17 protein-coding genes, 1 tRNA gene and 1 pseudogene are annotated in these 22,895 nt (G+C 72.4%); 15 read left to right on the forward strand and 4 right to left on the reverse strand.

Features of this window, described 5'->3' with window-relative positions; genetic code table 11:
• Nucleotides 1-48: 48 nt before the first annotated feature.
• The 11 genes from bldG to ACIP4P_RS34370 all read left to right on the forward strand — a co-directional run bounded on the left by bldG (nucleotide 49) and on the right by ACIP4P_RS34370 (nucleotide 16,530).
• The gene (gene bldG / locus ACIP4P_RS34320; protein ID WP_030289397.1) at nucleotides 49-390 is read left to right on the forward strand and encodes an anti-sigma factor antagonist BldG; all 342 of its coding nucleotides are present in this window, start codon (nucleotides 49-51) and stop codon (nucleotides 388-390) included.
• A gap of 158 nt (nucleotides 391-548) precedes the next feature.
• The gene (locus tag ACIP4P_RS34325) at nucleotides 549-968 is read left to right on the forward strand and encodes an ATP-binding protein (protein WP_350516062.1); all 420 of its coding nucleotides are present in this window, start codon (nucleotides 549-551) and stop codon (nucleotides 966-968) included.
• Between the two features lie 225 nt (nucleotides 969-1,193).
• On the forward strand, nucleotides 1,194-1,562 hold the full coding sequence (locus tag ACIP4P_RS34330; protein WP_400925217.1) for a cyclophilin-like fold protein: 369 nt from the start codon (nucleotides 1,194-1,196) through the stop codon (nucleotides 1,560-1,562).
• Nucleotides 1,563-1,718: 156 nt separating this feature from the next.
• Nucleotides 1,719-2,489 carry a small secreted protein gene (locus tag ACIP4P_RS34335; protein WP_400925219.1) on the forward strand — a complete coding sequence of 257 codons (771 nt, stop codon included), beginning with the start codon at nucleotides 1,719-1,721 and terminating at the stop codon, nucleotides 2,487-2,489.
• A gap of 142 nt (nucleotides 2,490-2,631) precedes the next feature.
• Entirely contained in the window at nucleotides 2,632-4,164 is a 1,533-nt protein-coding gene (locus ACIP4P_RS34340; protein WP_400925221.1) for a methyltransferase, read from the forward strand.
• Between the two features lie 155 nt (nucleotides 4,165-4,319).
• The gene (locus ACIP4P_RS34345; protein WP_350516066.1) at nucleotides 4,320-4,775 is read left to right on the forward strand and encodes a DUF3592 domain-containing protein; all 456 of its coding nucleotides are present in this window, start codon (nucleotides 4,320-4,322) and stop codon (nucleotides 4,773-4,775) included.
• A 449-nt stretch (nucleotides 4,776-5,224) separates the two neighbouring features.
• Nucleotides 5,225-8,095, forward strand: coding sequence for a type I DNA topoisomerase (gene topA, locus ACIP4P_RS34350; protein ID WP_400925224.1), 2,871 nt, complete (start codon nucleotides 5,225-5,227; stop codon nucleotides 8,093-8,095).
• A 283-nt stretch (nucleotides 8,096-8,378) separates the two neighbouring features.
• Nucleotides 8,379-11,765, forward strand: a complete 3,387-nt coding sequence (gene tmk, locus ACIP4P_RS34355; RefSeq protein ID WP_400925226.1) for a dTMP kinase — start codon at nucleotides 8,379-8,381, stop codon at nucleotides 11,763-11,765.
• A 228-nt stretch (nucleotides 11,766-11,993) separates the two neighbouring features.
• Nucleotides 11,994-13,205 (forward strand): DNA polymerase III subunit delta', encoded by a 1,212-nt coding sequence (locus tag ACIP4P_RS34360; protein WP_400925424.1) that lies wholly within the window; start codon nucleotides 11,994-11,996, stop codon nucleotides 13,203-13,205.
• A 285-nt stretch (nucleotides 13,206-13,490) separates the two neighbouring features.
• Nucleotides 13,491-14,657, forward strand: a complete 1,167-nt coding sequence (locus ACIP4P_RS34365; protein WP_400925228.1) for a hypothetical protein — start codon at nucleotides 13,491-13,493, stop codon at nucleotides 14,655-14,657.
• 163 nt (nucleotides 14,658-14,820) lie between these two features.
• Nucleotides 14,821-16,530 (forward strand): alpha/beta hydrolase, encoded by a 1,710-nt coding sequence (locus ACIP4P_RS34370; protein WP_400925230.1) that lies wholly within the window; start codon nucleotides 14,821-14,823, stop codon nucleotides 16,528-16,530.
• 17 nt (nucleotides 16,531-16,547) lie between these two features.
• On the opposite strand, the gene leuE is transcribed toward ACIP4P_RS34370, so the two are convergent.
• The gene (gene leuE / locus ACIP4P_RS34375; protein ID WP_400925232.1) at nucleotides 16,548-17,207 is read right to left on the reverse strand and encodes a leucine efflux protein LeuE; all 660 of its coding nucleotides are present in this window, start codon (nucleotides 17,205-17,207) and stop codon (nucleotides 16,548-16,550) included.
• A 204-nt stretch (nucleotides 17,208-17,411) separates the two neighbouring features.
• Between leuE and ACIP4P_RS34380 the strand changes: the two genes are divergently transcribed.
• Nucleotides 17,412-17,485: transfer RNA gene (locus ACIP4P_RS34380), tRNA-Thr, on the forward strand.
• Nucleotides 17,486-17,615: 130 nt separating this feature from the next.
• On the opposite strand, the pseudogene ACIP4P_RS34385 reads toward ACIP4P_RS34380, so the two are convergent.
• A pseudogene (locus ACIP4P_RS34385) lies at nucleotides 17,616-18,581 on the reverse strand (tyrosine-type recombinase/integrase); the annotation flags it as partial.
• Between ACIP4P_RS34385 and ACIP4P_RS34390 the strand changes: the two are divergent.
• The 3 genes from ACIP4P_RS34390 to ACIP4P_RS34400 all read left to right on the forward strand — a co-directional run bounded on the left by ACIP4P_RS34390 (nucleotide 18,507) and on the right by ACIP4P_RS34400 (nucleotide 20,542).
• A complete protein-coding gene (locus ACIP4P_RS34390) occupies nucleotides 18,507-19,058 on the forward strand; it encodes a hypothetical protein (protein WP_400925433.1) in 552 nt (183 codons plus the stop codon). The pseudogene ACIP4P_RS34385 and the gene ACIP4P_RS34390 overlap by 75 nt on opposite strands.
• 34 nt (nucleotides 19,059-19,092) lie before the next feature.
• Complete coding sequence (locus tag ACIP4P_RS34395) at nucleotides 19,093-19,827, forward strand: class I SAM-dependent methyltransferase (protein ID WP_400925234.1); 735 nt, start codon at nucleotides 19,093-19,095, stop codon at nucleotides 19,825-19,827.
• A gap of 148 nt (nucleotides 19,828-19,975) precedes the next feature.
• Entirely contained in the window at nucleotides 19,976-20,542 is a 567-nt protein-coding gene (locus ACIP4P_RS34400) for an ATP-binding protein (protein WP_400925236.1), read from the forward strand.
• 124 nt (nucleotides 20,543-20,666) lie between these two features.
• Here the strand turns inward: ACIP4P_RS34400 and ACIP4P_RS34405 are convergent, their stop codons facing one another.
• Together ACIP4P_RS34405 and ACIP4P_RS34410 are read right to left on the reverse strand one after the other, a co-directional pair.
• Nucleotides 20,667-21,308 (reverse strand): HNH endonuclease, encoded by a 642-nt coding sequence (locus ACIP4P_RS34405; protein WP_400925426.1) that lies wholly within the window; start codon nucleotides 21,306-21,308, stop codon nucleotides 20,667-20,669.
• 110 nt (nucleotides 21,309-21,418) lie between these two features.
• Nucleotides 21,419-22,774 carry an AAA family ATPase gene (locus ACIP4P_RS34410; RefSeq protein WP_400925238.1) on the reverse strand — a complete coding sequence of 452 codons (1,356 nt, stop codon included), beginning with the start codon at nucleotides 22,772-22,774 and terminating at the stop codon, nucleotides 21,419-21,421.
• Nucleotides 22,775-22,895: the final 121 nt, after the last annotated feature.

Genomic DNA, 22,895 nt, shown 5'->3' on the forward strand with positions numbered 1-22,895 from the left:
CGGCCGAGGATCGCACATGACGTAGCAAGGCAAGGTGCTGGAGGTTCCGTGGACCTGTCCCTGTCGACCCGTGCAGTCGGCGATCGTACGGTCGTCGAGGTTGGCGGCGAGATCGATGTGTACACCGCCCCGAAGCTGCGGGAGCAGCTGGTCGAGCTCGTCAACGACGGCAAGTACCACCTCGTCGTCGACATGGAGGGCGTCGATTTCCTCGACTCGACCGGCCTCGGCGTGCTCGTCGGCGGTCTGAAGCGGGTGCGTGCCCACGAGGGCTCGCTGCGCCTGGTGTGCAACCAGGAGCGCATTCTCAAGATCTTCCGGATCACCGGTCTGACCAAGGTCTTCCCGATCCACACCTCGGTGGACGACGCGGTCTCCGCGACCGACTGACGCGTCCGGGCCGGCCCCTGCGGCCGGCCCGCCCGTTCCATGCGTCCAGGGGCGCCGGGGCCCGCGCGGCCCCGTCGCTCCCGGGCGCCTCAGGGCCGGTCGAGCCGGTCCGCGGGGCCGCGTCGTCGGCCCCGGTCGGAGCACCCCGAGGGGGAGAGATGGCAACCGTCGAACTTCGATTCAGCGCGCTTCCCGAGCACGTGCGGACGGCCCGGCTGGTCGCCGCGGCCGTCGCGAGACGGGCCGGGGTCGACGAGTCGGTGCTCGACGAGGTCCGGCTCGCGGTCGGTGAGGCCTGTTCCCGTGCGGTCGGTCTGCACCAGCGCGGTGGCATCGGCGGCACGGTCCGGGTCGCTCTGACCGACCAGGAGAAGCGTTTCCTCATCGAGGTCGAGGACGAGGCGGGCCCCGCTGCCGTTCCGACGGCCGGTGCCGCCGAGGGCGGAGACCCGGACGAGGACACCCTGGGCCTCGCCGTGATCACCGGTCTGGTCGAGGACCTGGAGGTCACCAACGGCGCCGACGGTGGCGTGATCCGGATGAGCTGGCCGGTTTCGGTCGCCTCCGTCGCGGTCTGACCTCGTCGGGCGGTTCCGGTCGCGGCCTGCCCGGCCGCAGCTTGCCCGGGCGGCGGTCCGCCCGGGTACGGCCTGCCCGGGCGGCGTGTGAGGGCCGCTCCTGTGGCGTGGTCCGGATTCCGCTCTCCGGACGCTCGTTGACAACCTGTTGAACCTGGCGGTTCGCTGCTTCCGGCACGACCGGGTCCGATCCACGATCGGACCTCGTCGCGGAAGAGGAAGCACATGCGGATCCGCATCCTGTGGCCGGCCGGGCAGGCCACCGCCACGCTGGCGGCCACCCCCACCACCGAGGCGCTCCGGGCCGAGCTGCCGATCAGTTCGACGGCCGTCACCTGGGGCGAGGAGGTCTACTTCGGCACGCCTGTCAGCGTGCCGCGGGAGTCCACCGCCCGGCAGGTGGTCGAGCCGGGCACGGTCGCGTTCTGGACCGACGGTGACAGCCTCGCGCTGCCGTACGGTCCGACCCCGGTCTCGCGGGCCGGCGAGTGCCGGTTGGCCAGCCCCTGCAACGTCCTCGGCCTGCTGGACGGGGACCCTCGGGTGCTGCGCACCGTCCGGCCGGGCGATCCGATCCGGGTCGAGCTGGCCTGAGTCGGCCTGAGCGGTGGCGGGAGTCGTGGGACGGGTCGGGGCAGGGCGGGCCGGGTTGCGGGCGGGCCGGCGGTGGAGCAGCCGGGAACCGGGCGTTCGGTGACGGCCGTGTAGGTTCGACGACCGAAGACGACCGAAACCGAAAGGCATCTCCCGGTGAACAAGCGACTGCTGGCCGTACCCGCCCTCGGCGTGCTGCTCGCGTTCGGCGCCGTCGGCTGCGGCGACGACAACAGCAAGCAGCTGGAGTCCTGGGCGTCGAACGTCTGCGGCGCGGCCAAGGACCCGATCGCCCAGGCGCAGAGCGCGCTCGCCGACACCGCCCAGGTGAAGACCGGCGAGGGCCCGGCCGACCTGCAGAAGCGGCTCTCCGCGGACATCGGGCGACTGGCCAAGACCAACCAGGACATCGCGGCCGCGATCGACGCGGCCGGTGCGCCCAAGGTGGACAACGGCGCGGCCCTGCAGAAGGACACCGTCGACGAGTTGAAGAAGGCGGCCGACGGCTACCTGGACGTCCAGAAGAAGCTGGACGCGCTGCCCAACAACGACCAGGCGAAGTTCGCGGACGGGCTGAACAGCGTCGCCGACCAGATGCGGCAGCTGTCCTCGCTGTCCACCCAGGCGCAGAGCAAGCTGCAGCACGGCGACCTGGGCGCGGCGATGGCCAAGCAGGAGGGGTGCAAGCCCACCCCGGCCACCCCCGCCGCGGCGGGGGCGAGCGGCGGTGCCAGCGGCTCCCCGGCCGCCGGGGGCGGCAGCGCGTCCCCGAGCGCCGGCGCGTCCGCCTCGGCCGGCGCCCCCAGCGGCACCCCCGCGCCGGGCGCGACGGACAGCACGAGCCCGGCGGCCACCCCCTCGGCGGGCGCCGGTAGCCCGGCGGCGTCGGCCTCGACCCCGGCGGCGCCTTCGCCCAGCGCGAGCTGATCGAGGGCGGGAAGCAGCAGGGGCCGGGGTCGCTCGAAGGAGCGGCCCCGGCCCGCTGCGTTGTGGGCGGTGGGTGTGTCCCGGTCCGGCCGGTGGGGCCGGGGTGGGGCCGGGGTGGGGTCGGCCGGGGGACAATGGCGGGGTGATCAGTAGCCCCGTTCTCGACCCGACCCGTCTGGCCAAGCTGCGCGAGGCGCTGCTGGCCGCCTCGTTCACCGCCGACGGCTGCCTGGACCTGCTGGGGCCCACCGGCTACGCGGCGTTGGCCCGTAGCGAGGCGGTCCCGGCGCTGCGCGCGACGCGTGGCGGCAGCCCGCTGGAGACGCTGGTGCGGCTGTTCCTGCTGCAGCAGCCGGTGCCGTACCAGGCGGCGGCCGCCGCGTTGCCGGTGGAGGACTGCCTGGCGGACGGCTGGCTGCGCCCGGACGGGGATCTGGTGCGGGCCACGGTGGACGTGAGGCCGTACGCCAACGAGGTGGCCGGGATGCCCAGTTCGGATGCCTGGGTGGTCTCCGACCTGGGCTGCGCGGTGGGCGGCGCGGGCGGCATCGGCTCCGGCGAGACCGCCCACGGGGTGGCCCGCAAGGACCTGGTGCTGGGGGTCGGCGGGGCGTCCACGACGCTGGCCAACATCACTGTGCGTCGCCCCGTCCGGGCGGCGCTGGACCTCGGTTCGGGCTCCGGCGTGCAGGCGCTGCACGCGGCCCGGCACGCCGGGCGGGTCACCGCCACCGACCTCAACCCGCGCGCGCTGCGGTTCACCGAACTGACCCTGGCGCTCTCCGGGTTCGACACCACCGAGGTGCTCACCGGGAGCCTCTTCGAGCCGGTCGGGGAGCGGAGGTTCGACCTGATCGTCTCCAACCCGCCGTTCGTCATCTCGCCGGGCGGCCGGTTCACCTACCGTGACGGCGGCATGGCCGGCGACGACCTGTGCCGCAGCCTGGTGCGGTCGGCCGCCGACCACCTGGAGCCGGGCGGCTACTGCCAGTTGCTCGCCAACTGGCAGCACGTCAAGGGCGAGGACTGGCACGAGCGGCTGGCCGGCTGGGTGGCGGGCACCGGGCTGGACGCCTGGGTCGTCCAGCGCGAGGTCCAGGACGTGGCCCAGTACGCCGAGTTGTGGCTGCGCGACGGCGGTGACCACCGCGGTCCGGGCGGCGACTACCAGGCCCGGTACGGCGAGTGGCTGGACGCCTTCGAGGCGGGCCGGGTCGAGGGCATCGGGATGGGCTGGATCACCCTGCGGGCGAGCGGCGCGGAGCGTCCGACCGTCCGGGTGGAGGAGTGGCCGCACCCGGTGGAGCAGCCGCTCGGCCCGCACATCGACGAGTGGTTCGACCGGCAGGACTTCCTGCGCTCGCACGACGACGCGGGCCTGCTCGCGGCCCGTTACGTGCTGGCCGACGAGGTGGTCCAGGAGCAGGTCGGCGCGCCGGGGGCGGAGGACCCGGAGCACGTGGTGCTGCGGCACAACCGGGGCATGCGGCGGGCCACCAAGGTGGACACCGTGGGCGCCGGGTTCGTCGGGGTCTGCGACGGGACGCTGTCGGCGGGCGAGATCGTGGACGCCATCGCGCACCTGCTGGGCGAGGACCGGGTGGTGCTGCGGGACCGGGTGCCGGAGTCGCTCCGGCTGCTGACCGAGCAGGGGTTCATCGACCCGGTGCGGTGAGGCGGGTCCGGGTGGCCCGGCCCGGTCGGTTCCGGTTCACCCGCCCGTACCCCGTGGTTCGTCAGGCGGTCCCCGTCCGGCCGTCCGCCGTTGGTCGGATGCTGTGAGGCTCTGTCCACAGGCTGTGGACAGAGTTGGGGAGCCGGGGGCCAGGGGTGGACACGACGACGGCGGCCGTGGGCGGGTCGGTGCTCGCCCTCTTCGGTGGCGTGCTGCTGCTCTGGTGCGCCGCCGAAGTGCGCCTTCGCCACCGGGTGCGCCGACGGGGGGTGGCGGCGGTGGCCACCGTCGTCGCCGAGAACGACGTGCACGGTCAGCTCGACAGCGCGCCGCTGCTCTCCTTCTCCGTGCTGCCGACGGTCGGCGGCGCGGTGCCGAAGGTCGCGGAGCTCGTGCTCACCCGGCCGCGCGGGCACACCCCGCTGCGCCGTCCGGAGCGCTTCGCGCCGGGCGCCTCGGTGCGGATCCGCTACGACCCGGACCGCCCCAGCCGGGCGGTGCTGGCGGCGGGCGAGGTCGCCCGGCCGGCGGTCGTCGACCTGCTCTGGACGGTCCTGGGCGTGGCGTGTCTCGGGGCGGGCGCCGGGCTGCTGGCGGCGATCGGCCGCTGAGGTCGCGGGCGGACCGGACGGACCGGCCGTACCCGGCCGTGCCGACGATTTTTCGCCGTACCGGTCCGCACCGGGCCGGACAGCCGCACCGGGCGTACCGGTTCATATCGGGCACCCCGGCGTGATCCGGAGGGTGCGGTACCGCAAGCGCGCCGATTTTTCCGTTGACAGATCTTGAAATCCGTCATTCCATCCTCCGGAACCTGCCGATGCCACCCTCCACGGGGCGCGAACCTCCGTCATCGGGTTACCGTTCGAGTGGCGTCGGTGAGCCCGGCAAGCGAAAAAGCGGTAACCGTCCGTTTGACAAGGGTGGCCGGGGTACGGTCACACTCCGCTGGTGGGGTGTCGTACAGCGGCGACCCCGGGACGGTGGAGGGGACGGGCGGAGCGCAGCCCGTGCTGCCGGCGCCGACCAGCCACATAAGGACCGGGAGAGAAGAGCGAAGGTGTCCCCGAGCAGCGAGACCGCGCACGGACAGCGACTCGTCATTGTCGAGTCGCCGGCCAAGGCGAAGACGATCAAGGGCTACCTTGGCCCCGGCTACATCGTCGAGGCGAGCGTCGGGCACATCCGCGACCTGCCCAGCACCGCGGCCGAGGTGCCGGACAAGTACACCGGCGAGGTGCGCCGTCTCGGGGTCGACGTCGATCATGACTTCGCGCCCATCTACGTGGTCAACGCGGACAAGAAGTCCCAGGTCAGCAAGTTGAAGTCGCTGCTCGCGGAGTCCGACGAGCTCTTCCTCGCCACCGATGAGGACCGCGAGGGCGAGGCCATCGCGTGGCACCTCCAGCAGGTGCTCAAGCCCAAGGTGCCGGTGCACCGGATGGTGTTCCACGAGATCACCAAGTCGGCGATCCAGGAGGCGGTGGCCAACCCGCGTGAGCTGAACCAGCGTCTGGTCGACGCCCAGGAGACCCGTCGCATCCTCGACCGGCTCTACGGCTTCGAGGTCTCGCCGGTGCTGTGGAAGAAGGTCATGCCGAAGCTGTCGGCGGGCCGGGTGCAGTCCGTGGCGACCCGTCTGGTGGTCGAGCGGGAGCGCGAGCGGATGGCCTTCCGCACCGCCTCGTACTGGGACCTGGTCGGCACCTTCGGCACCGGCCGCACCCCGGCGGACGCCGCCAACCCGGAGACCTTCGGCGCCCGGCTGGCCTCGGTGGACGGCAAGCGGATCGCCACCGGCCGCGACTTCGGCTCGGACGGCCGGCTCAAGGCCGGCAGCACCAACACCCTGCACCTGGACGAGCAGGCGGCCCGTCAGCTGGCCGCCGCCCTGGAGCAGACCGCGTTCGGTGTCCGCAGCGTCGAGTCCAAGCCCTACCGCCGCTCGCCGTACGCGCCGTTCCGCACCACCACGCTCCAGCAGGAGGCCAGCCGCAAGCTGGGCTTCGGCGCCAAGCGGACCATGCAGGTGGCCCAGAAGCTGTACGAGAACGGCTTCATCACCTATATGCGTACCGACTCCACTACGCTGTCGGAGACCGCGGTCGCCGCCGCCCGCGCCCAGGTCACCCAGCTGTACGGCGCCGACTACCTGCCGGACGCCCCGCGGACCTACGCCAGCAAGGTCAAGAACGCCCAGGAGGCGCACGAGGCCGTCCGCCCCTCCGGCGACCGCTTCCGCACCCCCGCCGAGACCGGGCTGAGCGGCGACGACTTCCGGTTGTACGAGCTGATCTGGATGCGCACCGTCGCCTCCCAGATGAAGGACGCGGTCGGCCAGTCGGTCACCGTCCGGGTCGGCGGTGCCTCCGCCGACGGCCGGGACGTCGAGTTCTCCGCCTCCGGCAAGATCATCACCTTCCACGGCTTCCTCAAGGCCTACGTCGAGGGCGCCGACGACCCGAACGCCGAGCTCGACGACCGCGAGCGCCGGCTGCCGCAGGTCACCCAGGGCGACCCGCTGGCCGCCGAGCGGATCACCCCGGAGGGCCACGCCACCAAGCCGCCGGCCCGCTACACCGAGGCCTCGCTGGTCAAGGAGCTGGAGGACCGCGAGATCGGCCGCCCCTCCACCTACGCGTCGATCATCGACACGATCATCCAGCGCCGCTACGTGTTCAAGAAGGGCACGGCGCTCGTCCCCTCCTTCCTCTCCTTCGCCGTGGTCAACCTGCTGGAGAAGCACTTCGGCCGGCTGGTCGACTACGACTTCACCGCGAAGATGGAGGACGACCTCGACCGGATCGCCGCCGGTGAGGCGAAGTCCGTGCCGTGGCTGAAGCGCTTCTACTTCGGTGAGGGCGAGGGCGACGGCGCGGCCGGCGGTGCCGCCGAGGCCGGCAACGGCGACGGCGACCACCTGGGCGGGCTGAAGGAACTGGTCACCGACCTCGGCGCGATCGACGCCCGGGAGATCAGCTCGTTCCGGATCAGCGACTCCATCACCCTGCGGGTCGGCCGCTACGGCCCGTACGTCGAGCGCGCCTCCACCGTCGAGGGCGAGCCCGGCCAGCGCGCCGACATCCCGGACGAGCTGCCGCCGGACGAGCTGACCGTCGAGCTGGCCGAGGAACTGCTGGCCAAGCCCAGCGGCGACTTCGAGCTCGGCCCGGACCCGGTCAACGGCAACATGCTGGTCGCCAAGGACGGCCGCTACGGCCCGTACGTGACCGAGATCCTGCCCGAGGGCACGCCCAAGACCGGCAAGAACGCGGTCAAGCCGCGCACCGCCTCGCTGTTCAAGACGATGTCGCTGGACACCGTCACCCTGGAGGACGCGCTGCGGCTGCTCGCGCTGCCGCGGGTGGTCGGCAGCGACCCCGAGGGCGCCGAGATCACCGCGCAGAACGGCCGCTACGGTCCGTACCTCAAGCGCGGCACCGACTCGCGGTCGCTCACCAGCGAGGACCAGCTCTTCACCATCACCCTGGACGAGGCGCTGGCGATCTACGCCCAGCCCAAGCAGCGCGGCCGGGCCGCCGCCGCCCCGCCGCTCAAGGAGCTGGGCACCGACCCGGTCAGCGAGCGCCCGGTGGTGGTCAAGGACGGCCGCTTCGGTCCGTACGTGACCGACGGCGAGACCAACGCCACGCTGCGCAAGGACGACGAGGTCGAGACCATCACGCCGGAGCGCGGCTACGAGCTGCTCGCCGAGAAGCGGGCGCGCGGGCCGGTGAAGAAGGTGGCCAAGAAGGCCCCGGCGAAGAAGGCGGCGGCCAAGAAGACCACCACCGCCAAGGCGACGGCGACCAAGACGGCCGCCAAGAAGACGGCGGCGAAGAAGACCACCACGACGAAGACGGCGACGGCGAAGAAGACGGCCGCGAAGAAGACCGCGGCCGCCAAGACCGCCGCCACCGACGAGGGCTGATCGGCCGGCGGCCCGGGGGTGGGTCGTCGACAGGTCGTCGACAGGTCGGTAGGTCGTCGGCGGTAGCGGGCCCGTGCTCCCCGGGTGGGGGCGCGGGCCCGAGTCGTTCACCGGACGGCCGCCGGATCCGTACCGGGGGGTCTCCGGATCCGTGCCGGAGGGTCTCCCCGGCCGTGCCGGACGGCCACGGCTCTGTGCAGGGATCGTCACGGGCCGGTGATGACGGCGAACCGGAACCCCGTTCGTCTCAATCGGGCAAAGCCCAGACCGCTACGCTGACCGTATGACGAGCGAGGAGCAGCCCACCCCCAGCGCCGCCCCGGCCGACAGAGCCACCGGGCCCGAGCTGCCCGAGGTCGCGCCCGCCGGAACCCCCGTGGACCGGGCCCGGGCGCTGTTGCGGACCAGGTCCTACCGGCGCCTGTGGACCACCCAGCTGATCGGCGGCACCGCCGACCGGCTCGGGCTGATGGTGCTGCTCGCGCTCACCGTGATCGCCGCCGCCCAGGGCGGCCGGTTCGGTGACCTGCCGCGCAGCCTCGCCTTCGCCACCGCCGCCGTCCTCGCCGTCCGGGTGGCGGCCACCGGGCTGGTCGGCGTGGCGCTGCTGGAGCCGGTGCACCAGCTGGTCGCCGGGAAGCTGGACCGGCGCTGGACGCTGTTCGGCGCGGACGTGCTGGGCGCCCTGCTGATCGCCGTCGCACCCTGGTGGACGGTCTGGCTGAGCTCCGGCCCCAAGCCCTCCGGCGCGGCCACCTACGTGCTGCTCGCCACGGTGTTCCTCACCGGTGCCGCCGAGCGGGTCCGGGGGATCGCCAAGGCCGCCGCCGTTCCCGGCCTGCTGCCGCCCGCCAACCCGTACGCCCCCGTCGCCGAGCAGCGGCCCGCCGCCGCCAACCTGGACACCGTCCGGAGCATCGACCGGTTCACCGGCTGGGTCACCGTGCCGCTGGGTGCGCTCGGGCTGATCGTCCTCACCCTGGTCAACAACATCGGCGCGGCGGTCGGCTCGGACTGGCTGCGCGCCCACCAGCTGACCTTCGCGGCGCTCGGCGCCGCCGGTCTGTTCGCCGCCGCGGCCGTCCGCGGCTACCTCCAGCAGCTGCCCGGCGGTCCGGTGTCGGTCGCCCCGCACTCGCCGCTGACCGGCCTGCGGGCCCCCACCGACGCCGCCCCCGGCCCCGCCCTGAGCAAGGGCCGCACCGGCAGCGCCCCGTACTTCACCTTCGCCGTCGCCGCCGGGTTCGCCTCGATGGCGGGCGTCGCCGCCCTGGCGCTGCTCACCGCCGTCGAGCACCGGGCCGGGCCGATCGGCTACGGCCTGGTCGTGCTCGCCGCGGCCGGTGCCCCCGCGCTGGGCGCCCGGTTCACCCGGGCCACCCTGCCCTCGCTCTCCCGCCGCCGGCTGCTCGCGCTGGCGCTGCTCACCGAGGGCGTCGCGCTGATCCTGGCCGGGCTGGTGCTGGACTTCGTGCTGGTCCTGCTGCTCAGCGTGCTGGCCGGACTGGCCGCCGGGATCGTCGTCTCGGCCGGGCGGGGCCTGCTCGCCCAGGAGGTCGAGGAGGCCCGGCTGGCCAAGGTCACCGAGCACCTGTACGCGGTGCTCCGGGTCGTGGTCGCGGCCGCGCTGGTCGCCGTCCCGCTGATCGCCGCCGGGTACGGGGACGTCGAGTACGGCACCGTCGAGCCCGGCTCCTTCACCTTCATCCACGGCGGCGGCGCCCTCGCCGTCGCCACCGCCGGGCTGCTCACCCTGGTGCTCGCCGCCGTCGTGCTGCTGCGCACCGACGACCGGCGCGGCACCGTGCCGTTCGGCCGGGACCTGGTGGACGCGGTGCGCGGCGCCGGCGGCCCGGTGCCGCACCGGGGAGCCGGCACCGGCTTCTTCATCGCCCTGGAGGGCGGCGACGGCGCCGGCAAGTCCACCCAGGCCCAGGCGCTCGCCGAGTGGATCCGCGGCAAGGGCCACGAGGTCGTGCTCACCCGCGAACCCGGCGGCAGCCCGGTCGGGCAGCGGCTGCGCGGACTCGTCCTGGACGTCGGCAACACCGGCCTGTCGCACCGCGCCGAGGCGCTGATCTACGCCGCCGACCGCGCCGAGCACGTCGAGAACGTCATCCGGCCGGCCCTCGCCCGCGGCGCCGTGGTGATCACCGACCGGTACATGGACTCCTCCATCGCCTACCAGGGCGCCGGGCGCGACCTGGCCGCCACCGAGGTGGCCCGGATCTCCCGCTGGGCGACCGGCGGGCTGCTGCCCGACCTGACCGTGGTGCTGGACGTCGACCCGACCCGGGCCCGGGAGCGGTTCACCGAGGCGCTCGACCGACTGGAGTCCGAGCCCACCGAGTTCCACCAGCGGGTCCGGGCCGGCTTCCTCGCCCTCGCGGCCGCCGACCCGGCGCGCTACCTGGTCGTCGACGGCAGCCAGGCCCCCGGCTTCGTCACCACCGCCATCCGGCACCGGCTCGACCGCGAGCTGCCGCTCTCCGAGCAGGAGAAGGCCGCGCGGGCCGAGCAGGAGCGGCTGGCCCGCGAGGAGGCCGAACGGCGCGCCGCCGAGGAGGCCCGCAAGAAGGCCGAGGAGGAGGCCGCCGAGCGCAAGCGGCAGGAGGTGCTGGCGCAGCTGCGGGCCGAGCAGGCGGAGCAGGAGCGGCTGGCGCGCGAGGAGGCCGAGCGGGTCGCCGCCGAGGCCCGGCGCAAGGCCGAGGAGGAGGCGAAGCGCAGGGCCGAGGAGGAAGCCCGCCGTCGGGCCGAGGAGGAGGCGAAGCGCAGGGCCGCCGAGGAGGCCCGGCTGGCCGTGGAGGCCGCCGAGCGCAAGCGGCTCGCGGACGAGGCGGCCGCGCAGGCGGAGCTGCAGCGGCAGCGGGAGCTGGCGCGCGAGGAGCAGCGGCGCCGGGCGGAGGAGGCGCTGCAGCGGGCCGAGGAGGCCCGGTTGGCGCAGGCCGCGGCGCTGGCGGCGGCTGCTGCGGCGGCGGAGACGGCTTCGGAGCGCGCCGCTTCTGAGCGGGCTGGTTCTGAGCGGGCTGCTTCGGAGCGGGCCGGGGAACGGCCTGCGGGCGGGGACGCGGCCACGACGCAGCTGCGGTCGGTCCCGGAGACCCCGCGGGCTGCGGCCGGGGGCCTCGGTGACGAGGCGACCCGGGAGCTGACGCTGCGGGACCGGCAGGCGGCGGTCCGGGCGGCGGAGGCCGCGGACGAGACGGCGGTGCTGCCGCGGGTTCCGGCGGTGGACGAGACGGCGGTGCTGCCGCGGGTTCCGGCCGTGGAGGAGACGGCGGTGCTGCCGCGGATCGAGTCCGGGCGGCCCGGGGCGCCGGTGCCTGGGGCGTCGAGGCCCGGGGCGCCGGTGTCCGAGGAGCCGTTGGACAGCACCCGCGAGCTGCCGGTGGTGGACGGTGGGCAGCCTGCCGCGCCGCGGTCGGGCGGGCCGCAGCCCGCTGCCGACCGGCCCCGACCGGAGTGGGCCGAGGAGACGCCGATGGACGACCTGCCGAGCCTGACCGACACCCTGCTCGGCTCGCGTGACGAGTGGGCGCGCTGGGGCCACGGCGACCAGGGCGACCAGGGCGACCACGGCGACCAGGGCAGCCGGGAGCGGCGCGGCGGGGACGACCGGGGCGAGGACGGCGGCAAGGGCAAGGGCCGGCGCTGGGGCCGTCGGGGCTGAGTCGTACGGGCGGGCGGTGTCGCTGGGGCTGTGGCCCCGGGTGGCGCCGCCCGTTCGTCGTACGGGAAGTTCGTCATACGGGGAGTCCGTCGGACGGGAGGCGTGTCGTGGCCCGGGCCCGTGGCCGGGCGTGACCCGGACGGAGCAGTGGCTGTCGGAGCGGAGACGTATGCTCGACGGCGGGGAATCGGCGCCGGGAGCGCTGCCGTACGGAGCTTGGGAGCAGCAGTGGCCGTCTGGGACGACCTGGTGGGCCAGGAGCGGGTGGTCGACCAGTTGACCGCCGCGGCCCGGGCGGCCGGGGCGACGGTCGCGGCCGCCCGCGGCGCCGTCCCGGTGGAGGGCGGCAACGCCTCCCTGATGACCCACGCCTGGCTGTTCACTGGCCCGCCCGGGGCCGGCCAGGTCACCGCCGCGCGCGCCTTCGCCGCGGCCCTCCAGTGCACCAGCCCCGATCTCGCGCTGGGCGGCACGCCCGGCTGCGGTTTCTGCGACGGCTGCCACACCGTGCTGGCCGGCAGCCACGCCGACGTCAAGTACGTGCGGACCGACGGCCTGTCCATCGGTGTCGGCGACATGCGCGACCTGGTCCTGCGCGCATCCAGCTACCCGACCGGCGGCCGCTGGTCGGTGATCCTGGTGGACGCCGCGCACCGGCTCACCGAGGCCGCCGCCAACGCGCTGCTCAAAGGTGTGGAGGAGCCCTCCCCGCGTACCGTCTGGCTGCTCTGCGCCCCCTCCGTCCAGGACGTGCTGCCGACCATCCGCTCCCGCTGCCGCCTGCTGGTGCTGCGCACGCCGGCCGCCGAGGCGGTCGCCGACATGCTGGTCCGGCGCGACGGCGTTGACCCGGAGACCGCCCGGCTGGCCGCGCTCGCCGGGCAGGGCGACATCGAGCGCACCCGCCGGCTCGCCGTCGACGAGCAGGCCCGCACCCGCCGGGCCGAGGTGCTGCGGATCCCGCTGGAGGTCGCCGACATCGGCGGCTGCCTGACCGCCGCCCAGCGCCTGGTCGACACCGCCAAGGCCGACGCCGAGGCGCTCGCCGAGACCCAGGACGCCAAGGAGACGGACGACCTGAAGGCCGCCTACGGCGCCGCCGAGGGCAGCAAGGCGCCGCGCGGCATGGCCGGGGCGGTCAAGGAACTGGAGAAGCGGCAGAAGAGCCGCGCCACCCGCACCCGCCGGGAGACCCTCGGGGTCGCGCTGCTCGACCTGCTCGGCTTCTACCGGGACGTGCTGGCGGTCCAGCTCGGCTCCACCGGTTCGCTCGCCAACGAGGACCAGCGGCAGGCGCTGAACCGGGTCGCCCAGGACAGTACGGCGGAGGGCACGCTGCGCCGGATCGAGGCGGTGCTGGCCTGCCGGGAGGCGCTGGACCGCAACGTGGACCCGCTGCTCGCGGTCGAGGCGATGACGGTGGCGCTGCGGGCGGGCTGAGGTCCGGCTGCGGCCTGCCCGGGGGTCGAGGCCGCCCGTACGCCGTCCGGGCCGGTACGCCGCCCGGAGTCGTCCGGGGTCGGCCCGGCGTCCCACCTTCGAGTGAACGGGCGATACTCGCCGGGCACACCCGCGTGTGACGGCGCGCCCGTTGTGCACGCTGGGGCCGACCGCGCCCGGCCGTACCCGGCCTCCCCACCGGGAGGGCCCACCGCCGGAGCGGTCGCCTCCTGCACGGCACCGGGTCCGGTCCGGCGCCGGCCCTCGTCCGAGGTGGTGCGTTCCGTGGTTCGTCCGCTCCTCGTCATTCCCCTGCTGGCCGCCGCTGTCGGCGGGATCTGGCTGGCGCGCGGCGCGCTCCAGCGCTGGCGCGACCTGCAGGCCGCCGCGACCTACGAACTGGCGGGCGACCGTTGGCCGATGCTGGCGCGGGCGGGCGGGGCGATGGTCTGCGGGGTGTGCGTCACCGCGTTGACGGTGCTCACCGCGCTCGGGGCGTTCGGCGGTCTGAGTCACGGCGGGCAGGGGACGGACCGGGTGGAGCCCGCGGTGGACGCGGCGGCTGCGGGGGCCTGGGCCTCCGGTGGGGCGGGTCGGCAGCAGCCGGCGCCGCCGGCCGCCACCGATCCGGCTGCGGCGGGGGGTGCGGGGGCGGGTGCCGCCGCGGGCGCGACCGCGACGCCGGCCGCGGCCAGCCGTTTCGACAGCGTCGGGCACCCGGGCGGCGGCGAACTGCTGCAGTCCGCCGTGCTCGGACCCGACGGGAAGCCGCGCAACGTCCGGGTCTGGCTGCCCGCGCAGTACGCCAAGGAGCCGAACGCGCGCTTCCCGGTCGTGGTGATGCACGCCGCCACCCCGGGCAAGACCGCCGACGCCGAGGTGCCGGACGTCTTCGAGGGTGTCGGCGCAGCCCTCCAGGCCGGTCGCGCCCGGCCGTTCATCCTGGTCGCCCCGGAGGCCCCGAACGGCACCGCGCACCCCTGCGAGCTGGTCGCCGCGGCCCCGGCCGCCGTCGCCGACGACGCGACGCTGCGCAACACCGTCGCGGCCTCCTTCCGCACCCTCCCGCCCGGCCCGGCCTCCTGGGGCACCCTCGGCGTCGAAGGCGGTGCGCCGTGCGCCGCCGCGGCCGGACTGGCCCGCCCCGACCTGTACGGTGCGGCCGCCGCGGTCTCCGGCCGGTACGACGCCGCCGCGCTCACCCAGACCGGCGCCGAGGCCCCGGCGGGCAGCTCGGCCAAGCTGCTGCTGGCCGCCGCCAAGGGCGACTCCGCCGGGCTGGACGCGGCCCGCAAGCTGCAGAGCGCGCTCAAGTCCGGCGCCGGCCCGGCGGCCAAGGCCGAGGTGCGGATCTCGGACAACGTGCAGGACTACACCGCGGACCGGGAGCGGTTGCGGTTGGTGCGGCAGGCGGCACAGTTCCTGGCCGACGCGCTGGCCAAGGCGTCCTGAGCGTCGGCCGAGCCGGCGATACGCTGCCCGGTACCCGGGGTGGGTACCGGGCAGCGGCGTTTCTTCGTTCTCGTACGTTCGCATACGTTCTCGTACGTTCGCGTGCTTTCGCATAGGTTCGCGTACGTTCTCGTGCTTTCCCGGAGTGGTGGAGAGGAAGCGGATGAGGGCCTTCGGGCGGGGTCGGGTGTCGGCGCCGGTTCGGGCCGGGGTGCCGGTGCGGGCGCGGGCGCGGATGGTGGCCGTGGCGGTGCTGGTCGGGCTGCTGGCGGTCTCGGCGGACGGGTGCAGCCGGGACACCCCGGAACCGGCCGGTGGGACCGGTACCACCGGTGCCGGCCCGACCCGTTCCGGCGCGGCTCCGGACACCGCCGCCACCCCGCTGGAGCCGCTGCCCGCCGCCGTCCCGGCCGCGCTCGCGCCGTACTACGCGCAGCGGCCGACCTGGCAGCCCTGCGACGGCCGGTTCGAGTGCACCACCTTCCGGGTGCCGATGGACTACGACCACCCCGGCGACGGTGACCTCACCCTCTCGGCCGCCCGCGCGACGGCCGGACCGGGTGGTCCCGGTGGCTCGGGTGGCTCTGACGGCTCGGGTGGCTCGGGCGGCGGCTCCGGTGGCGACTCCCGGCTCGGCTCGCTGCTGCTCAACCCGGGCGGGCCCGGCGGCTCGGCGATCGAGTACCTGGAGGCCGTCGCCGGGACGTACGACCGCACCGTGCGCGCCCGGTACGACCTGATCGGCCTCGACCCGCGCGGGGTGGGCCGCAGCAATCCGGTCAACTGCCTGAGCGGTGAGCGGATGGACGCCTTCACCGCCACCGACCTGGCCCCCGGCGACCAGCGGGCGATCGACGCGCTGGTCGCCGTCGACCAGGAGTTCGCCGAGGGCTGCCGCAAGCAGGCCGGGGCCGCGCTCGGCCACCTCAGCACCGTCGAGTCGGCCCGCGACATGGACGTGCTGCGTGCCCTGGTCGGCGACGAGCGGCTGAACTTCGTCGGCAAGTCGTACGGCACCTTCCTCGGCGCCACCTACGCCGGACTGTTCCCGAGCAAGGTCGGGCGGGTGGTGCTGGACGGCGCCATGGACCCGTCGCTCGACGCCGTCACCGGCAACCGCACCCAGGCCGGCGGCTTCGAGACCGCCTGGGCGGCCTTCGCCCGGGACTGCGCCGGGCGCGAGGACTGCCCGCTCGGCCGCACCGAGCAGCAGGTCGGCGACCGGCTCACGGCCCTGCTCGCGGCCGTCCGCGCCCACCCGCTGCCGAGCACCGACAACGGACGCCGGCTCACCGGGGCCCAGGCCACCACCGGCGTCGTCCAGGCCCTGTACGCCGAGTTCCTCTGGCCCAAGCTGCGCACCGCGCTCACCGATGCCGGGGCCGGCGACGGTACCGGGCTGTTGAAGCTCTCCGATGCCTACTACGGGCGCGAGGCGGACGGTTCCTACCCCAACCTGATGTTCGCCAACACGGCGGTGAACTGCCTGGACCTGCCCGCACCGTTCCGCTCGCCGGAGGACGTCCAGCGGGCGCTCCCGGACTTCGAGCGGGTCTCCCCGCACTTCGGGCGCGACATGGCCTGGATGGCGCTGACCTGCGCCTACTGGCCGGTCCGGGCCACCGGTGCGGCGCACACCGTCCGGGCCGCCGGAGCCGCCCCGATCGTCGTCGTGGGCACCACCCGCGACCCGGCCACCCCGTACGACTGGGCCCGCTCCCTGGCCGGACAGCTGGAGTCCGGCCGACTGCTCACCTACGACGGCGACGGCCACACCGCGTACGGGCGGCACGACCCCTGCGTGGACGGCGCCGTCAACCGCTACCTGCTCACCGGGGAGGCCCCGGAGCCGGGCAAGCGCTGCGACCGGTAGGCGCCGCTCCCGCCCGGTCAGGCGGAGGAGACCGCCAGCTTCGCCGCGAAGCCCGCGAACAGCACGGCGACGCCGCTGGTCAGGGTCGCGGACAGCCGCCGGCGGCGGCGGAAGGCGGTGGCCAGCGTGGTGCCCGCGAAGATCAGCAGCGAGAGGTAGAGCAGGCTGAAGGTCTGCAGGATTCCGCCGAGCAGGATGAAGGACAGCGCGGGCTGCCCGTACGACGGGTCGACGAACTGGGTGAAGAACGACAGCAGGAACAGGATCGCCTTCGGGTTGAGCAGGCTGATCACCAGCGCCCGCCGGAACGGCTGCTCACCCGACTCCGTGGCCGCCTCGGCACCGGCGTTCGCCGGGTCGGCCTCGGCCCGGTGCTCGCGCCACAGCTGGCGGGCGGAGCGCAGCATCCCGAACCCGATCCACAGCAGGTAGGCGGCGCCACCGAACTTGACCACCGCGAACACCGCCGGGTTCGCCTTCAACAGCGAGGCGGCCCCCAGCGAGGTCAGGCTGATCAGGGTGAGGTCGCCCACGAACACGCCCGCCGCGGCCTTGTACCCGGTCCGGATGCCCTTCCGCGCGGCGACCGACAGCACGTACAGCGAGTTGGGGCCGGGCAGCAAGATGATCACGAGGGCGCCGAGGACGTACGTCGCCAGGTCGTTGACACCGAACACGGTGACTCCGGAGGTGGGGAGAGGTGGGAGGGGGCGCTCATCGTAACGTCGTACCGGTGATCGATTGAAGTGAAAACCATCCACCCCCTCCCCACCCCCTCCCCACCCCCACCCGCCGCCCACCCGACCACCGCCCGGCCCGGCTACGGATCACCTGCGAACCTGTGTAGACTGGCCCGCGTTGCCACCACACGTGGCAACGGTGCCGCCTTAGCTCAGTTGGCCAGAGCAACGCACTCGTAATGCGTAGGTCGCGGGTTCGAATCCCGCAGGCGGCTCAGTGAAGGCCCAGGTCACATAGCCCATGACCTGGGCCTTTTGCCATTCCTTGGCGCGCGAGCAGGTGTCAGCGGTGCGCTACAAGATCGCTTGCGTGAGCGATGCGTGAGCGCCAATGTTGATCTTGGGTTAGCCCTTGGCCTTCTTGGCCTTGGTCTTCGCTTTCTTCGCGGCCTTCCGCTTCGCCTTCTCCGCCTCGGCCGCGGCCTTGGCGTGAGCCTCGGCCTCGGTCTTCCGCTGGAGGGGGACGAGCTTCGCGGCAGCCTCGGCGGCGTCCTTGGCGATCTCGGGCAGGACGCTGGTGTAGATGTCCGAGGTGATCTTGATGGAGGAGTGGCCGAGCATCTCGGACACCACCTTCATGTCGACCCCGCCGGCGAGAGCGAGGGTAGCCGCGCCGTGGCGGAGGTCGTGCAGGCGAATCGGCGGCTGGCCGGACGCGGCCACGAGTCGCTCGAACATCTCGGTGACCTTGCCGGGGTGGAGCCAGGAACCGTCCTCGTTGGTGAAGACCCGGCCGGTGTCCTTCCAGGCCGGCCCCCAGTCGTTCCGCTCCTTCTGCTGGCGCTCGCGGTGGCGCCGCAGGACGGCCACCGTGTCGTCGTCCAGTGCCACGGTCCGGAAGCTCCCATCGGTCTTGGGGTCGGACTCCTCGACCTCCCAGCCGTCCTGCACGAGTTGGGCCGTCACGGTCAGCGAGCTGTTGTCGAGGTTGGTCTCGGACCACGGCTGACCGCACGCCTCGCCCCGACGAAGACCGCGGAAGGCGATCACGTGCCACAGCGCGTACAGGCGGTCGGTAGCCACGTAGTCGAGGAACGCGCCGGTCTGCTGCGGCGTCCAGACCATCACGGGGGAGGGCTTCACGCCGGTCGCCTGCCACTGGGCGACCCGCTCCGGTGTCCAGACCAGGGCCCTCGGCCTGGCGGCCGGGTCGAGCTTGACGTGGGCGGCCGGGTTGAGGGTGATCAGGCCCTCGGGGATGGCGGCGTTCAGGGCGGTCCGGAGCGTGGCCCGGATGTGCTGGCGGGTGGCCGCGCCGGTCGTGCGCCGGAACGGCGGCATCTCGGCAAGTTCGGCACGCAGAGCCTTGCGGACGCCGGATGCGGCGACGTCAACTGGATCCGTCACGTCGACGGATTCGACCGGCTGGACGCCTACCTCGGCCTCGACGTCGTCCCCGACCTCGTCCAGCTCAACCAGGAACGGCACGGCACCGAGCGCATCTCCTTCCGGCAGGCCGACCTGAGCAGGGACGACATCCCGGCAGCGGACCTCGTCATCGCACGGGACTGCCTCGTCCACCTCACCCACCACGAGGTGCTCGCCTTCCTCGACCGCGTGGTCGCCAGCGGCTCGACGTACCTGCTCACCACCACCTACGTCGGCCTCACTGAGAACCGCGACACCACGGACACCCATTGGCGCCCGCTCAACCTCCAGGTGGCCCCGTTCCACCTCCCCGAACCCGTCGAGCACTTCGACGCCGACTTCGCGGACAGCGGCCGGCACCACCCCAGCAACGGACTGGGCCTGTGGGCGATCGACCAGCTCAGCTCCCGCAGCATCTGATCCTCACCCCAGGCAGCCCAGGAAGCGAGACACGATGACGCCGCACGACCAGCAGATAGCCGCCCTGTGCGCCCAGCTCGACCAGGTCCTCGACTCACCCGCGACCACGCACGGTCTCGCCCGCACCCTCCGGGCGGCCGTCAAGGAAGTCGAACTGCACCGCCACCACCGGGCCGGCGTCGCTGCCCTGCCCGATGTCGTCCTTACGCCCGGCCCCACCAAGGTCCAGATCGGCGGTGGCGGCCACCGCATCGACGGCTTCTTCAACATCGACATCGTCCCGCCGGCTGACCTCCTGTGGGACGTGCGCGAGGGCATCCCGCTCGACGACGCCAGCACCGAGACGATCTTCTCCGAGCACTTCCTGGAGCACATCGACTACCCGCGCTCCGCCAAGCACTACGCCCACGAGGCCCACCGTGTCCTCGCCCCTTGTGGGCAGCTCCTCACCGGCGTCCCCGACGCCGCCTTCGTCCTGAACCAGTACCCGGCACCGCCGGACCGGGCTGCCGAGATGATCGAGCGGTGGTACGCCAAGCGGAAGTGCCGAGGCGACATCAACACCTACCTCGACCTCATCAACTACGTCTTCCGCGACCAGGACGACGACCCGACCTACAACCCCCACTACTGGGCGTATGACCATGAGAAGCTCGCCCAGCTCTTCACCGAGGCTGGCTTCAAGACCGTCAAGCCGTGGACCTTCGACCCGACCTTGGCCAACCCGAAGCGCCAGTGGGCCAGCGTCTACGTGATCGTCACGAAGTAGCCGCGCCCGCGAGCAAGCCGCACGGGAGCGCATCGGACCTCTGCTCGTGGTGGCCGGCGATCCGGCCACCACGGGACGGCGGGACCACCTGATCAACGCCAACAGCAAGCACCCGCACGCCCACGCAGCCCCGAGCGTGAGGCACCTCATGTCTCAAGGCCATCCGTACGTCAGCCACCTGACCTTCGCCGATACCCCCAACGCGGTCCCCTGGGCCCGTCGGCACACCGCCGACATCATGTGCCGCTGGCGGGTCCCGGGCGCTGTCATCGAGACGGCCAACCTCATCGTCTCCGAGCTCGCCACCAACGCGGTCCGCCACTCGGCCAACAACGAGCCGCCGAACACCGGATACCCGGGCCTCGCCGATGTCAGCACGTTCACCCTCGGGCTCCAGCTGACAGGAACGGGGGTGCTCGTCCAAGTCGCAGACCGCGATCCCCGGCCGCCAGTACGGCGCGACGTGGGCCTGGAAGCCACCGGAGGACGCGGACTGTTCCTGGTGAGCGAGATGGCCAACCGCTGGGGCTACTACTACCCCACCATGGCGACCGGGAAGGTCGTCTGGGCGGAACTTCTCCTTCACGGTTCCAGGCGGTCCGACCCGGGCCGCACGGGGCACGCCAAGGAGCGCGGGCAACCAGCCGAACCTACTGGCCCGATCTCCGACCCAGTGCTGATCGGAAGAGTCCTGGTCGGGCTGCGTGAGCTGTAGAAATGGGCATGTCTGCGCTCCCAGACAGCCCCCAGCGATCAGCTCGCGATGAGACCTGTCCGCGGAGACCCTCGACGTTAGCGGGTCGGGCCCACCCTTGCTGTGGCCCGGCTCGTGCCCTTCTCTAAACCTGAAGGGCCGCCCGCAGCTCTTTGTCGCGCAGCAGCTCAAGAACCTGCGGATCCTCCTCGGCGAAAATCTGGTGGGCCTCCTCGGTCGCCGCCTTGTGCAACGCCGCAAAGCACACGTCGGCGAAGGGTTGATTCAGCATGCGATAGAGCTTGCGCTTCATCCCCTTGAGGTCGCCGCTGGAGCGAGCATCTGCCCAACCCATCAGATCGTCGGGCAGGTTCAGCCACGCGCTTGATCGGGCTCGCGGCCGCTTCCCTGCGTTCAGGCCGAGAACCTCGATGGTCCAGCTGCCTTTGGGAGAGCCCTCTACGGGCCGGTAGATGCCACTGGTGAGTCCAAGATCAAGGTGGTCGAAGGGGTTCTCGCGGGTCGGATCAATCAGCAATGAGCCGACGAGACCGTCACTGCGATGCTTTGATCCCTTGAAGCGACTGTTGCAAGTCGAGCAGGCCAGCAGCAGGTTGGGCCAGTAGAACGTCCTAAGTGCACAGCGAGATTTGGGTACGAAGTGGTCCACTGTGTCAGCCATATGGTTGCCGCAGTACATGCAGCAGTCCAGTCCGGGAGACATCTCCTCCAGAGCTTCCCGTATCGGCGGATATACATCGCGGCGGACACTTGAGCGATCCCACATTCGATCGGCGTGAGTAGTACGATCAAGAGGCTTTGTGCCAGCGAGCTCTTGAGTCAGTGTTAGCAGGGACGCTTCCAGGTCTGGCGAGAGTCGCGGTCGCACGATCTTGATCACGAGTCGTTGGCCTCCCTCCGCCTAACCCTCAAACTGGAATCTTCCACGTAGGTTGCCTGGGTACTGGACAAGATTCTGCGCAACGTCCGGAATCGGTGCACTGTCTCGCGGTCAGCTTCTCCCGCTGCAACCTCGTACTCCAAGTCTGCTAGTTCCTCTCGCAGTTCCTCGGCGCGAGGGGAGAATGGAGACTCTAGGCCGAAAAAGTCCGACAGGACAGCATCGTCGCCGGTGCCGTAGACGACGGTCCCGAATACCTTCTCGTCCACAATCTCCGGCGCGGCAAACTCGTCCAAAGAGGGAAGTCTGATCAGGCCGTTCGGGTCGGCAGCCTGACAGATATACGGGCTGTGCGTGGTGACGATGAACTGTACGCGGGGAAAGTGAGATTTGAACCACTCCCCAATGTTCTGCTGCCATGACACATGGAGATGCGCATCGACCTCGTCGATGAGAACCACCCCTGGATACGGCAGGTACCGTAGGCTGCCGCTGTGGTGCACGTTCAATCGTCCGTAAGCAGCGTGCATCTGGCGCACAATGTCCAGCACCAAGGCGGTGACCGTACGGAGACCGTCGCTTATGCGGCGAAGTGGGATTAGTGGGCCGTCGCCATTTGTACGTCGCAGCCAGAGTCCCCGCGACGTGACCTTCTCGACCCGGAAGTTCTCCGGCAACAACCCGTCGTTGAGTAGAGCCAACACTCCTTCTAGCAAGGCGTTGGCATCGGGTTCACCCTCCAGGCCTCGCAGGTACACGGAGATCAGCCAGTCCACCGACTCCGTTAGTGCCCAGGACTCTTCGAAGAGTGTGCGCATGGCACCTGCTCGGTCTGGGATTTGCGCGTTGCGTTCGAACAGTCCGGTGCCGGCGAACCGTCGGAACGGTCCATATGCTGCGTGGAACCAGCCTGCTGGTGGCGAGGGCGACCAAAGCAAGTTGGTGATCTTGCCGCCTGGGTCGGGGATGAAGCGCACCCCCGTCGGTGGCTCATCCTCCGGGTTCAGTGGCTCCCGATCCGGCTCCCATACGACCTTCACTGTGTGTTGCTCGGACGAGCCAGGAGCGCCGAGATCTGCCTCTGGGTCCGTGGTCAGGGAGAGTTCCACTCTGCCTTGGGACACTCGGTAGGAGAGGTAGTCTTCGACCTCTTCGTCCAGCTGGCTGGCTCGCCGGGGGCCGGCCAGGGCCAAGGCGATTGCCCGTAGCAAGGTGGTCTTACCAGAGCCGTTGCGCCCAGCGAGGACAGTCCACCCCTCGAGCTTGCCATCCGGCCGTGTGAAGTCGAGGTCGCAGCATCGAGCGCCGTAGAAGCCACGCACGCCATCGAGCCGAAGCCTCGTCACATACACCGGAGAGTCCCTTCTCGATGTTCGCGGTTCGCCGGTCCTTCCCCTGTCAGCCTGGCTGTCGCCCGTCGCAATGTACCGTCCACCTCACGAACACGCACTGGCACTGACCAACCATGGTCCA

Origin of the sequence: Kitasatospora sp. NPDC089509, assembly GCF_044749365.1 — a bacterium.
Classification (GTDB): domain Bacteria; phylum Actinomycetota; class Actinomycetes; order Streptomycetales; family Streptomycetaceae; genus Kitasatospora.